The sequence below is a fragment of the Rahnella sp. P4_A8 genome, from assembly GCF_056402435.1.
Window position 1 is genome coordinate 122618 of sequence record NZ_JBFUHK010000001.1, and the last position, 12503, is coordinate 135120.

At 56.1% G+C, this 12503-nt stretch carries 12 protein-coding genes; 5 read left to right on the top strand and 7 right to left on the bottom strand.

Features of this window, described 5'->3' with window-relative positions:
* Nucleotides 1-40 precede the first annotated feature (40 nt).
* The 7 genes from AC1DUO_RS00550 to argH are packed head-to-tail and all read right to left on the bottom strand — an operon-like array spanning nt 41 to nt 7116.
* The gene (locus tag AC1DUO_RS00550) at nt 41-1396 is read right to left on the bottom strand and encodes an MmgE/PrpD family protein (protein WP_126124881.1); all 1356 of its coding nucleotides are present in this window, start codon (nt 1394-1396) and stop codon (nt 41-43) included.
* Nucleotides 1389-2291: a polysaccharide deacetylase family protein gene (locus AC1DUO_RS00555; protein WP_314522991.1), complete on the bottom strand. Its 903-nt coding sequence runs from the start codon at nt 2289-2291 to the stop codon at nt 1389-1391. Before AC1DUO_RS00555 ends, AC1DUO_RS00550 begins: the two co-directional genes overlap by 8 nt.
* Nucleotides 2284-3138, bottom strand: a complete 855-nt coding sequence (locus AC1DUO_RS00560) for a polysaccharide deacetylase family protein (RefSeq protein WP_126124879.1) — start codon at nt 3136-3138, stop codon at nt 2284-2286. Before AC1DUO_RS00560 ends, AC1DUO_RS00555 begins: the two co-directional genes overlap by 8 nt.
* A gap of 21 nt (nt 3139-3159) precedes the next feature.
* Nucleotides 3160-3981, bottom strand: a complete 822-nt coding sequence (locus AC1DUO_RS00565; RefSeq protein WP_013575490.1) for an ABC transporter substrate-binding protein — start codon at nt 3979-3981, stop codon at nt 3160-3162.
* Between the two features lie 38 nt (nt 3982-4019).
* Nucleotides 4020-4784 (bottom strand): amino acid ABC transporter ATP-binding protein, encoded by a 765-nt coding sequence (locus tag AC1DUO_RS00570; RefSeq protein WP_013575489.1) that lies wholly within the window; start codon nt 4782-4784, stop codon nt 4020-4022.
* A 13-nt stretch (nt 4785-4797) separates the two neighbouring features.
* Entirely contained in the window at nt 4798-5670 is an 873-nt protein-coding gene (locus tag AC1DUO_RS00575) for an amino acid ABC transporter permease (RefSeq protein WP_013575488.1), read from the bottom strand.
* 18 nt (nt 5671-5688) lie between these two features.
* Entirely contained in the window at nt 5689-7116 is a 1428-nt protein-coding gene (gene argH, locus AC1DUO_RS00580) for an argininosuccinate lyase (protein ID WP_121019348.1), read from the bottom strand.
* A gap of 189 nt (nt 7117-7305) precedes the next feature.
* On the opposite strand from argH, the gene AC1DUO_RS00585 reads away from it, so the two are divergent.
* From AC1DUO_RS00585 to hisD, 5 genes are all read left to right on the top strand, one after another.
* Entirely contained in the window at nt 7306-8286 is a 981-nt protein-coding gene (locus AC1DUO_RS00585; RefSeq protein ID WP_013575486.1) for a LysR family transcriptional regulator, read from the top strand.
* 274 nt (nt 8287-8560) lie between these two features.
* On the top strand, nt 8561-9568 hold the full coding sequence (locus AC1DUO_RS00590; RefSeq protein WP_013575485.1) for an ABC transporter substrate-binding protein: 1008 nt from the start codon (nt 8561-8563) through the stop codon (nt 9566-9568).
* Nucleotides 9565-10374: an ABC transporter permease gene (locus AC1DUO_RS00595; RefSeq protein ID WP_013575484.1), complete on the top strand. Its 810-nt coding sequence runs from the start codon at nt 9565-9567 to the stop codon at nt 10372-10374. Before AC1DUO_RS00590 ends, AC1DUO_RS00595 begins: the two co-directional genes overlap by 4 nt.
* Nucleotides 10374-11144: an ABC transporter ATP-binding protein gene (locus AC1DUO_RS00600; protein WP_121019350.1), complete on the top strand. Its 771-nt coding sequence runs from the start codon at nt 10374-10376 to the stop codon at nt 11142-11144. The genes AC1DUO_RS00595 and AC1DUO_RS00600 overlap by 1 nt, the downstream gene beginning before the upstream one ends.
* Nucleotides 11145-11160: 16 nt before the next feature.
* Nucleotides 11161-12501 carry a histidinol dehydrogenase gene (gene hisD / locus AC1DUO_RS00605; protein ID WP_013575482.1) on the top strand — a complete coding sequence of 447 codons (1341 nt, stop codon included), beginning with the start codon at nt 11161-11163 and terminating at the stop codon, nt 12499-12501.
* The last annotated feature ends 2 nt before the right edge of the window (nt 12502-12503 follow it).

Consider the following 12503-nt stretch of genomic DNA (forward strand, 5'->3'; position numbering starts at 1 on the left):
CCCTGTCTCTTTGCACCGCCCCCTGCGAAGGGGGAAGGAGTTACCGCCCGATGAACGCATTAATATCTCGCGCCAGATCCAGCCGCATCCCCTGCTCCCATATCCTCTCTGCCCCTTCCTCCGACATCACCCGTGTCGCCAGCGAGATAAACTTCTGTTTAAGTTGCTCATCAGAAACCGGATTACCCGGCGCACCTAGCGCGACATCAACCCGCAGGGTTTGCGACTGGCCAGAACGGGTGAAGAGCGTGACATCCGGCTCGCCGTCGGCGCTCAGGGTGTCGTCTTCCCGCAAATCAATCCGGCGGATCATCTCCAGCAAGGCCGGATCCTGACGTTTATCAGCGTCATACGCCGCCAGCCCTGCGTGTCCAAAGACCACGCGGGCGGCGATAGCGTAGCGGATACTCATCTGCGCGGCGGCCAGCGTGGCGATTTCGTTGTCGCCGCACATGCCGTTGAGGAACGGACACAAGCGCACAACGATTTTTTCGATATCCCCCGCGCTGGCATTCAGTCTTTCCAGCAAAATGCCGGTGGCGTCAATGGCTGAATGCGTGCCACGACAGGAGGCGTAAGGCTTGATGGAACAACGTTCCAGCTTCCAGATTTCCCCCAGTTGCGCGGTCAGCGCTTCCGGCGTTGCACTGGCAGGAGCCAGCGTGGAAAGGAATCCTCCCCATTTATCCCCGAATAACTGCGATGGGCCGCTGATGCCCTGCCTGGCGCTCAGCGCGGCCAGCACACCGCCTTCGGCAGCACGTCCGGCGTGCAGTTTTTTACTCTGCGAACCGTCGTGGATAAACGCCCACAAGCCGCCGCTGAAACTGCCTGAGATGCCTAACGCCGAACTGATTTGCGCCGCATTCAGCCCCATTAATTTTCCGGCTGCCGCCGCCGCACCAAACACGCCGCAGGTGGATGTCGAATGCCAGCCTGCGCCGTTATGTGGTGAATATCCGCCACAGGCTTCCAGCACGCGGCGCGCCACGTCATAACCGATCACGACCGCAGTGATAAACGCTTTTCCGCTGACCGGCTGCGGGCATAACGGCAGTACCGCCAGCAAAGCCGGAATCACCACCGCGCCGGAATGATCGCAACCGCCGGTATCATCAAGTTCCAGCGCATGCGCCGCCACGCCGTTAAGCAGCGCGGCGTTGCGCGGCGACGTCAGTTCGCGACAGCCCCACACCGGCGAAAGCGGCAATGCGCCTTCACCGAGGATCATCGCCGCCACCTGTTTTGCAACATCGCTGGCGGATCCCACCAGCCCCGCGCCGAGCGTGTCGAGGATATGCCGTTTGGCGCGTTCAACAAGCCGTGGCGGCAAATCCTCAAAACGGGTATTCACCACAAATCCGGCCAGAACCTGCTGTTGTGAAACATTACTCATGGCTGACTCCCGGCGCAGTGTGTTGCATCCAGATTTGCGCCGGATGCGACGCCTCATTTTGCGGCTGATTCTGCGACCACCAGTCCGCGACTTCCCCGGCCGTCGCCACCCAGACGTCCGGGTGCGAAGTGATGTAATCCAGCAGTTCCGCCAGCACACCAATGCGCCCTGCCGTGCCGATCACTTCCGGATGCAGGCGCAGCACGTAACACAGGCCAAAACGGTGGAAACCGTCGAAATCCATCTTCATATTGCCGAGGGTATGGCGGTAAGAGGCAATCCGCGACTGCGCCGGAGGCACCGCCGGGCTGAGGTTGAAGGCAAAATACGGCTCGTCTTCCATTTCATAATGCAGCGGCAGTTCCACCAGCCGCGACGCCAGACCATCCTGCATCGGCTGGAAATAGGGTAAATCATCACCGCGCCAGCCGGATGTCCAGCTGAATCCTTCATCCGCCAGCACATCCGCAAAACCCGTCGCCCAGTTACCGGCGGGCAAACGAAAGCCGCGTGGCACTTTACCCGTCAGCGCTTTCAGCGCCGCTTTACCCCGTTGCAGGCTGTCAGTTTGCTGATGCAACGACAGGCCGTCAAAATGGACGAATTCATAGCCACAGGTCGCCAGCTCGTGACCGGCACCGTCTATATCACGGATCTTCTGCGGGTTTTCATCCGCCACAATGCCCGGCACACACCACGAGCTGCGCAGGTTTTTCTCCTCCAGCAAACCCAGCAGCCTGTCGATGCCGCGCAGCGTGCCATAACGCCAGACGGACAGCGTTTTTTCGCGTCCGGCCACCGCAGGCACCTGACTGAGAATGCCGTGAATATCATTGAAATCAACAGTAATCACCACCGCAGAGCGGTAACCTGCGGGCCAGTTTTGTTCAGTCATTGGCATGCTCCTGCATCCACCAGTGTGCGACGTCCCGGCAACGTGCAAACCACACGTCATCCCGCGCTTTCAGGTGAGCAAAAAATGCGTCAAGTAGCATAATGCGTCCGGGTTTTCCGCTGATTTTGGGATGGAACAACGTGGTCAGGCTCAGCCCTTCATCCATCGCGCCATCGAATTCACGACACCAGTTATCCAGCGTCAGTTCATAGCTGGCGGTGCGGTCTAAGCCTGAGGGGAAATTCGGCTCGCGGGTATAGGCAATAGAAGCGTAATCGTCCATTTCCCAGCGGCCTGGGATTTCCACCAGCGGGCGATCATGCCCCGCAACGCTGATGAGATAAGGCCGGTCGTCGCCGCGCATACTGCTGGAATAGGTCACGCCCGCCTCCAGTAACATGGCGGGGGTTTCTGCATGCCAGTCACCGGAAGGCGTGCGAAAACCCTCGGCACGGATGCCGAGAAACTGCCAGAAAATCTCGCGGGATTTCTGCATCACCCACAACTGTTTCTCCGCGCTGATGGCGTAAAAAGACTCATGACGGTAACCGTGATACGCCACTTCATGGCCGCGTCCGACAATCGCCTGACACTGTTTCGGCCAGTTCTCCACGACCCACGCGGGGATGAAAAATGTCGCCGGAAGCCGGTGATCATCAAGCAAATCAAGAATGCGCTCCAGCGCGCGGTAGGGTCCGTAAGCGCCGAAGGTAAAGTAATCCGCTTTCTGCCAGAGGGTGCCGTTAAGCATCGCATCGCCGGTCGGGCCGTCGAGGTCAAACGCCAGCGCCATGCAGCCGCGTTTGTTTTGCGGCCATAAACTGGCCGCCTGTTGTGAAATCGTCATGAGTCAGTCCGTCACCTGAGGTTATTTGCCTTTATTGATGGTCACTTCCTGGATTGCACCATCCTGCAAACCCCATTTGGTGAGGATTTTCAGATAGGTACCGTCGGCGATCATGTCGGTCAGCGCGCCTTTTACCGCGTCAATCAGCGGCTGGTCGTCCTTGCTGATCCCCATACCGGTCACCTGATAGGCAAAAGCTTTGCCCAGCGGTTTATAGGTGTCTTTCTCCAGATTCATGATGTACGGCAGGGTTTCGCTGCCCTGCACCACGCCTTCAATACGCCCCTGACGCAACTGGGTGCGCGCATCCGCCGTGCCTTCCGCGCCAATCACCACGATGGCGGGCTTACCTGCCGGAACGCAGTTAGCTTCACTCCAGGCCGCAATTTCAGCCGGGAATGTGGTACGGCGGCTGGTGCCGACTTTCTTGCCGCACAAATCCAGCATGGTATTGATTTCTTTGTGCGCGACGGTGGTATAGAACTGCGGTCCGCTGTTGTAGTAATCGACGAACGTGGCGATGTCCTGACGCGGTTTGGTGTCAGTCATACCGGATAAAATCATATCGACACGATGGGTGGCGACGGCGTTAACCATCTGTTCAAAGCCGATTTCCTGCCAGCTGATTTTGCGGTTCAGGCGTTTGCCGAGTTCCATGCCCAGATCGTAATCCATGCCGGTCAGATTACCGGTGGCCGGATCTTTGAATTCCAGCGGCGGATAGTTCGGCATCATCGCCACTTTAATTTCGTCTTTTTGCTTCAGCTCCGCCGCGCTGGCGACAGAAACAGCGCCGTTCAGCAGCACGCCAGCGGTAATGAGGGACAACAATGTTTTTTTCATGAAGGCATTCCCATAGTCAAAAGTTAACGTCAAAAGGGTCAGATCAGGACGGCAGAAATAAAGTTCTGCGTCCGTGGATTTTGCGGGTTGAGCAAAATGTCTTCCGGATTACCACTTTCTATAATTCCGCCCTCGTCCATGAAGACCACGCGGTTTGCCACTTCCCGCGCGAAACCTAATTCATGCGTAACCACAATCATGGTCATGCCTTCTGCCGCCAGGCCGCGCATCACCGCCAGCACTTCGCCCACCATCTCCGGGTCGAGCGCCGAGGTGGGTTCATCAAACAGCATCACTTTGGGTTTCATCGCCAGCGCCCTGGCAATCGCCACGCGCTGTTGCTGGCCGCCGGAAAGTTCCAGCGGATAAGCATCACGCTTATGCGCCAGCCCGACGCGTTCAAGCAGCGCCATCGCTTCCTGCGTCGCCTCTTTCACCGGACGCAGCAGCACCTGACATGGCCCTTCGATGATGTTTTCCAGCGCGGTTTTATCCGGGAACAGATTGAAACGCTGGAATACCATGCCGGTTTTCAGCCGCTGACGGGCAATCTGCCGGTCGTTAAGCGGATACAGCTTTTTGCCGTCCATGCGGTAACCGACCAGTTCGTCATCGACCCAGACACCCCCGCTGTCGATGCGCTCAAGTTGATTGATGCAGCGCAGAAATGTGCTTTTCCCTGAGCCGGAAGGCCCGATGATGCACATCACTTCGCCGTGTTTAACCTCAAGATTGACGTTTTTCAGCGCCTGAAACTGATCAAAGTACTTATTAACGTTGACGGCTTTGATAATACTTTTCATGGTCAGGCTCCTGTCAGTGGCTGGTGCGGCGGCGGGTGCCACGGCCAAAATAACGTTCCAGACGGTTCTGCCCGAGCGACAGCACGGTCACCACCACCAGATACCAAATGCCCGCCACAAACAGCAGTTCCATTACCCGCGCATTGGCGAAGTAAATGGTCTGCGCGTTATAGAGCACTTCGGAATACTGGATCATGCTGGCAAGGCTGGTGGTTTTCACCATGCTGATGAATTCGTTACCAATGGGCGGGATAATCACCCGCATTGCCTGGGGCAAAATAATCCGCCGCAGCGCGTGCAGACGGGTCATGCCGATGGATTTCGCGGCTTCGTACTGCCCGAGATCGACCGAGATCAGCCCGGCACGCACCACTTCCGAGGTGTACGCGCCCTGATTAATGCTCAGGCCGAGCAGCGCGGCGGTGAACGGCGTCATGATATCGACGGTCTGAATGCTGAATACGCCGGGAATGGCGATGACCGGGAAAATCAGCGCCAGGTTAAACCACAGCAACAGTTGTAAAATCAGCGGGGTGCCGCGAAAAATCCACGTATACCCCATCGCCACGCTGCGCAGGACCGGGTTTTGCGACATGCGCATCACGGCGATAATCACCCCGAACACGATCCCCAGCGCCATCGCCAGCACCGACATCACAATGGTATTGCCCAGCCCGAACAGAATGGCTTTGGCGGTCAGGAACTGCGCCACGTACTGCCATTCGATTTTGCCGTGCGCAAAGGCATTCACCAGCAACGCCAGCAGCAGCAGGATCACCACCGAGGCAAAAATCCGGCCGTAATAACGTTGCGGCACGTAGTGATATTCGCTGAGATCAATCTCTGCGCTTTTCGCGCTTTCCGACATTTTCTGATAAGGGGTCATAAGCCTTCTCCCGCCCGGTTATAAAGACAAGCCAGCGTAGCCTGTAGCCCAGTTCGCCTGCGCCTGCAGACGAATTTTCAGCCGCGCAATTTGCTCCGCCACCCGCACCGGCGCCGTGCCGCCTTTGCCGCTGCGGGCGTTGATCGCCGCTTCCAGCGTCAGGCATTCACGCACGTCGGCGCTCAGGCGGGCATCTACTGCCAGTAACTGCGCGTCGCTGACTTCGTGCAGCGCCAGATTATGTTGCTCACACACCTGCACCAGTTTGCCGGTGATTTCGTGGGCTTCCTTGAACGGCACGCCACGGCGCGACAGCCAGTCGGCCACTTCAGTCGCCAGCGTAAAGCCTTCCGGTGCCTGTTCGCGTAAACGCTCAACATTGACGGTCATGGTATCGATCATGCCCGCCATCGCAGGCAGCACTAACAGCAACTGTTCGACGGTATCCAGCGCATTACGTTTGTCTTCGATAAGGTCACGGTTATAGGAAAGCGGCAGGCCTTTCATGGTGGTCAGCATGGCGGTGACGTTGCCAATCAGCCGTCCGCTTTTGCCGCGCGTCAGTTCAGCGATATCCGGGTTTTTCTTTTGCGGCATGATGGAACTGCCGGTGGCGTAGCCGTCGTCCAGTTCAACCCAGCGGAACTGGCGCGATGCCCACAGACACACTTCTTCACTGATGCGGGAAAGATTGACGCTCAGCATACTGCCCGCAAACAGGAATTCTGCGACGTGATCCCGGCTGGCTACGGCATCAATCGAGTTCTCGCAGGCACCGTCATAACCGAGATCTTTGGCGGAGAGTTCCGGGTGCAGGGCAATCGCAGAACCCGCCATCGCCGCCGCGCCCAGAGGCGACAGTGCGCAACGCTTATCCCAGTCCTGAAAGCGTTCAATGTCACGGCAAAAGGACTGCGCATGCGCCATCAGCTGATGCCCGAACACAATCGGCTGCGCCTGCTGAAGATGGGTAAAACCCGGTGCCAGCGTATGAATATGCTGTTCCGCCTGCTTCACCAGTGCAGTCTGAAGTTCGAGCAATGCCGCCACAATCTTGCGGGCGTGGTCGCGCAGGTAGAGGCGTAAATCGTTAGCGGTCTGATCATTACGTGAACGCCCTGCCCGCAGCTTGCCGCCGAGTTCCCCCAGCCGCTCGGTCAGGCTGCGTTCGATAAACGTGTGAACGTCTTCATCCCCCTGAACCGGCTGAATAATCCCGGCACGGAAATCCTTCGCCAGTTGTTTAATAGCCTCCACCATCAGGACGGTTTCATTTTCGTCGAGTAAACCGGCGCGGCTTAATTCATACGCATGGGCGCGGCACCCTTCCAGATCATATTCGGCAAGGGAAAAATAATATTCCGGGCTGCGCGATAATGCGCTTAATGCGGCGGCTGGCCCGTGTTTGAAGCGTGCTCCCCACAGTAATTCTGGCTGTTGCGACATAATTTTTTCCTTGTATGGCATAAATGTTGCAAACCTGGATCCGGTGGCATGTCTGACGGTAAGAGAAAATAAAACCCTTCCGGCAACATGACAAATGACACTGCACAATCTGAGGCTTGCAAGGTAATAACGAGTGAGGCTACGTGAATTTGATGGTGTAGATTTTAAAGGCGGGGGTAAATATTAATTATGGAAAGTCCACTTTCCAAATCAGGAAACACATCACCCGCAAAAAGTGATATTAACCAGCACAGCCTTGGCGTCGCCGATTTAAAACTTTTGCGCGTCTTTAAAACCGTTGTGGAAGCCGGTGGCTTTACCGCCGCATGCAATGAACTGAATATTGGCCTGGCGGCGATCAGTAAACAAATTTCTGATCTCGAAATCCGTTTTGGCATGAAACTTTGCACCCGAGGACGCGAAGGATTTTATTTAACCGAACACGGTAAAGTGGCTTATCAGGCCTGCCTTGATTTATTTTCATCCATCAATCAGTTTCGCGACAAACTCAATCACGCCCGTCATGAACTGTTTGGCGAGCTGAATATTGGCATCATCGATAACACCATCACTGACCCGCAATCGCCCGTAGTCAGTGCGTTGGGTGAGATTTACCGTCAGGCACCGAAGGTCAGTATTCGCCTGCACGCCACTCAGCTGGACGAGATTGAACGCGGGATTATCGACGGACGTTTTACCTGTGGCATCATGCCGGTGTATCAGGAAAAACCGGAGTTTGATTACTATTTCCTCTATCATGAAATGGCTTATCTTTATTGCGGCGACAAACATCCGCTGTTCAGCGTCCCTGCCGCTGAAATAAAAGAATCACAGATCAAATCGTCGCACATGGTGAATCATTTTTACGCCAATCACAGTAAAAAAAATATCTTTTCGGATGTCACTTCCACGCACGCCATTGCGGTACAAGTCGAAGCCGTCACCATGCTGCTGATGACGGGAAATTATCTCGGATTTCTGCCTGAACATTACGCCAGTGCATTTATGGGCGGAAATAAACTCCGCGCACTGATGCCGGAGAATATTGAAATTGCCACACCGTTCAGCCTTGTACTGAAAAAAGGCGCACCGTTTAATTCGGTGATGACGTTATTTTACAACGCCCTTAAACAGGCATTAATCCCCGTTCCTGAAGCCAGAGCCAGCTGACCGGCTTATGCACCCTTTGCATATCACTGTTTTTCTGCACCCTGAAGGTGCAAAGAAAGTCATGTTGTGGTGCGGATTATCACTTTTAATTATAAGTTCATTTACCTTCTTCTCATTAATTATCTAAAAATGTATAACATCAAAGCCCTGCATGATTTCCTTCTGCGATTTCAACTGTGGCGCAGTAATTGCTTCACCCACTTGTCTATACAGGGTTGCACATTAGGATTTTTATTGGCCGTCTTTTTCTCTTCCCACACCAAGCGAGGAAATTATGTCACCTTCTCAGACCTTTACGGGTTTCTTCAAAAACAAACTGGCTCTGGCCTGTTGTCTTGGCGCACTCAGCACATTCAGCCTGAGCACCTCCGCCGCTGCACCCGAAGCGGGCACGTTCAAAATGGGCATTGAACCCTGGCTGGGTTACGGCCAGTGGCACGTCGCACAAAGTCAGGGCATTTTTAAACAACAGGGGCTGGAGAAGGTCGATATCATTAACTTCGCCGAAGATAAAGACATCAACGCCGCCTTAGCCAGCGGCCAGATCGACGGCGCAAACATTGCCACACATACCGCGATGGCGATGGTCTCTGCCGGTTTGCCGATCAAAGTGGTGCTGTTACTGGATCAAAGTGAAACCGCAGACGCCCTGCTGGTGGGCAAAGACATCACCACGCTGAAAGATCTGAAAGGCAAGCAGGTGGCCTTTGAAGAAGGCACCACCAGCGACATTCTGTTGCACAGCGCCGTTAATTCTGCAGGTCTGAAATGGAGTGATATCACACCGGTGCCGATGCCAGCCGATTCTGCGGGCAGCGCGCTGATTGCCAAACGCGTCACTGCTGCCGTCACTTATGAACCCTATATTTCTGCCGCGAAAAAACAGGACCCGTCGCTGAAAATGCTCTACAGCGGCTCTTCCGATCCCGGCCTGATTGGCGATGTGCTGGTGGTCCGTGATTCCGTACTGAAAGAAAAACCGGGGCAAATCGCTGCGCTGATCAAAAGCTGGGACGCCGCCCTGACCCACTACCAGGCCAATACCACAGCGGATCGCGCCATCATCGCCAAAGCAGTTGGCGCAACGCCTGCAGATCTGGAAACCGCATTTGACGGCGTGAAATATTACTCGCTGGCGGAAAACAAACAGGTGCTCAGCCATTCCTTCTCCGACCAGACCTTCGCCCACGTGCTCAAAGCCGCCACCGCCGCCGGGCTTATTCCTAAACCGGTAACCGCCGCCGGGGTGATTGACGCCAGCTTCGTGAACAGCCTGCCATGAGTTCGCGTCGTAAACCGCTCAATCTGATGGTGATTGGCCGCCTGCCGTCGCGCAAAGTGTTCGTCGGCATTGCGGTCACGCTGTTCGTGATTCTGTTTCTTGCCTGGGGGCTGGCAACCCGCAGCGGCGCGATCCCGCCGATTTTCCTGCCCAAACTGACCGATGTCTGGCTGAAAATGGTCAGTCTGGCGCAGGACGGCACGCTATGGAGCGACATTAAAAGCAGCCTGTACCGCATCAGTATCGCCTTCGCGATTTCCTCAGTGATGTCGATTGTGATTGGCGTGCTGGCAGGCTGTTACGGTTTCTTCAAAGCGCTGACCGAACCGCTGGTGGACTTTATCCGTTACATGCCGGTGGTGGCGTTCGTGCCGCTGACCATTCTGTGGACCGGCACCGACGATGTGCAGAAATTCCTGATTATCTGGATCGGTACATTCTTCCAGCAGGTTCTGATGGTGATCGACGCCGTGAAACGGGTGCCCGGCGATTTTGTCGGTTTAGGCCGCACGTTAGGCATGCCGGATCGCAAAATCTTGTTCCGCATCGTTTTACCCGGTGCACTGCCGGGTATCTGGGACGCACTGCGCATCAGTCTCGGCTGGGCGTGGACGTGGCTGGTGCTGGCCGAACTGGTGGCATCCACGTCCGGGCTCGGTTACCGCATCGTGGTGTCGCAACGTTTCTTCCAGACTGACACCATCATCGGCTACATCCTGCTGCTGGGTATTCTGGGTTTAATCAGCGATCAGATCATGCGTGCACTTGAGCGCGTGCTGTTCCGCTACAACAAGAGGCGCGCCTGATGTCGGTGTTAACCATTTCCCATCTGCACAAAAGTTTTCAGGTTGGCAAACAAACGCGCGAAGTGCTGCACGACATCAGCCTGACACTGGCGGACAATGAATTTGTTTCGGTGGTTGGCACATCCGGCTGTGGCAAAAGCACCTTATTGTCGATTGCAGCCGGGCTTGAGGATTACGACAGCGGCGACGTTCAGGTGGATGGCAAAACCATTCTCGGCGCGGGCATTGACCGTGGCGTGGTGTTTCAGTCATACACCCTGTTGCCCTGGCTGACAGCGCGCCAGAACATTGAGTTTGCGCTGAAAGCCGCCGGATTCAGCCGCGCGGAATGCCGTGAAAAAGCCAGTCAGCATCTCGAACTGGTGCAACTGACGCAGTTTGCTGATGCCTGGCCCGCGGAGCTTTCCGGTGGCATGAAACAGCGTGTCGCCATCGCCCGTGCGCTGTCTTACCGCCCTAAAATCCTGCTGATGGATGAACCCTTTGGCGCGCTGGATGCCATGACCCGCCATCAGATGCAGGAATTACTGACCGGCATCTGGGAGCAACACCGGCTGACCGTCATGTTCGTCACCCACGATATTGAAGAAGCGGTATACCTTTCTGACCGCATTGTGGTGATGGGTCCCGGCACGATTGCGGCGACTTACGACGTGCCGTTACCGCGTCCGCGCCGTGAGGAACTGACCGCCAGCCCTGAATTCACTGATCTGCAACGCCAGGTCCTGCACACTATCCGCAGCGGCCATCCCCGCGCTGCACTGGCCTGATAACCGGAGATTGACCATGTCTGCACCTTTTCAAGCCGTAACTTTTCATGATTTGAGTGATTCGTCTGAACTGCCAGCGGAGCTGTTCAAACGCACGGAAGCCGATTTGTCGTTTTTCACTGAGCGCGTTGCGCCGATCATTGAAGCGGTGCGTACCGAAGGCGATGCCGCCCTGCGCCGTTTTGCCCGCGATTTCGACGGCGTTACCGCGCCGCATATGAGCATTCTGGCGGAAGATACGGAATTCGAAACGGCGTTTGAACGCCTCGATCCGCAGGTGGTGGAATCGATCCGTTTCGCCGTCGAAAACGTCCGCGCCTTCCATGAAGCACAAAAACCGGAAGACATGTGGATGAAAGAAATCCGCCCCGGTGCCTTTGCCGGTGACCGCCATGTGCCCATCGATTCCGTAGCCTGTTACGTGCCACGCGGCAAAGGCTCATTCCCAAGCGTGTTACTGATGACCACCATTCCGGCGGTGGTCGCAGGTGTAAAACGCGCCATTGTCATCACCCCGCCAGGCCCCGACGGCAAAGTCGATGACGCCACGCTGGTGGCCGCTCGTCTGGTTGGCATTACCGAAGTGTACAAATGCGGTGGCGCACAGGGTGTCGCTGCCGTGGCATTTGGCACGGAAACCGTGCCGAAGTGCCTGAAGATAGTCGGCCCCGGCAGCCCGTGGGTGGTGGCCGCCAAGCGTCAACTCTCGAATCTGATCGACCCCGGCATTCCTGCCGGTCCAAGCGAAAGCCTGATCCTCGCCGATGACACCGTGGACGGTGCGCTGGCAGCGCTGGATCTGATCATCGAATCAGAACATGGCCCGGATTCTTCGGCGTATCTGGTCACCAGCAGCCGTCGGGTCGCTGAACAGGCCATCGCCGCACTGCCCGGTTACTGGGCGCAGCTCGATGAAAAACGGGCCGGATTCTCACAGGCCGTATTATGCGGAACCCACGGCGGCGTGGTGCTGACAGCAGATTTCACCGCAGCCGTTGAATTTGTTAATCAGTACGCGCCGGAACATCTGGAAATTCTGGCCGAAGAGCCGATGGCCGTGATGGGCAAAATCCGCAATGCCGGTGAAATCCTGCTGGGGAATTACACACCGATCACGCTGGGGAATTTCGTCCTCGGACCGAACGCAGTTCTGCCGACCAATGGCGCAGCGAAAACCGTCGGGCCGCTGTCTGTGTTCGATTACATGAAACGGATCTCCGTAGGCTATGTCACCCGCGAAGGCTATCAGCCGCTGGCCGATAAAGCACACGCCTTTGCATTGTATGAAGGATTCCCCGGCCACGCGCTGGCGGTATCGGCTTTACGCACTGAGATCATCAACAAAAAAGGCCAGTAACG

Bases quoted from the DNA above. Each gene is read 5' to 3' on its own strand.
- argH (WP_121019348.1), bottom strand. From the start codon at position 7,116: ATGTCGCAACAGCCAGAATTACTGTGGGGAGCACGCTTCAAACACGGG.
- AC1DUO_RS00585 (WP_013575486.1), top strand. From the start codon at position 7,306: ATGGAAAGTCCACTTTCCAAATCAGGAAACACATCACCCGCAAAAAGT.
- AC1DUO_RS00600 (WP_121019350.1), top strand. From the start codon at position 10,374: ATGTCGGTGTTAACCATTTCCCATCTGCACAAAAGTTTTCAGGTTGGC.
- hisD (WP_013575482.1), top strand. From the start codon at position 11,161: ATGTCTGCACCTTTTCAAGCCGTAACTTTTCATGATTTGAGTGATTCG.
- AC1DUO_RS00575 (WP_013575488.1), bottom strand. From the start codon at position 5,670: ATGACCCCTTATCAGAAAATGTCGGAAAGCGCGAAAAGCGCAGAGATT.
- AC1DUO_RS00565 (WP_013575490.1), bottom strand. From the start codon at position 3,981: ATGAAAAAAACATTGTTGTCCCTCATTACCGCTGGCGTGCTGCTGAAC.
- AC1DUO_RS00590 (WP_013575485.1), top strand. From the start codon at position 8,561: ATGTCACCTTCTCAGACCTTTACGGGTTTCTTCAAAAACAAACTGGCT.
- AC1DUO_RS00595 (WP_013575484.1), top strand. From the start codon at position 9,565: ATGAGTTCGCGTCGTAAACCGCTCAATCTGATGGTGATTGGCCGCCTG.
- AC1DUO_RS00550 (WP_126124881.1), bottom strand. From the start codon at position 1,396: ATGAGTAATGTTTCACAACAGCAGGTTCTGGCCGGATTTGTGGTGAAT.
- AC1DUO_RS00570 (WP_013575489.1), bottom strand. From the start codon at position 4,784: ATGAAAAGTATTATCAAAGCCGTCAACGTTAATAAGTACTTTGATCAG.
- AC1DUO_RS00560 (WP_126124879.1), bottom strand. From the start codon at position 3,138: ATGACGATTTCACAACAGGCGGCCAGTTTATGGCCGCAAAACAAACGC.
- AC1DUO_RS00555 (WP_314522991.1), bottom strand. From the start codon at position 2,291: ATGACTGAACAAAACTGGCCCGCAGGTTACCGCTCTGCGGTGGTGATT.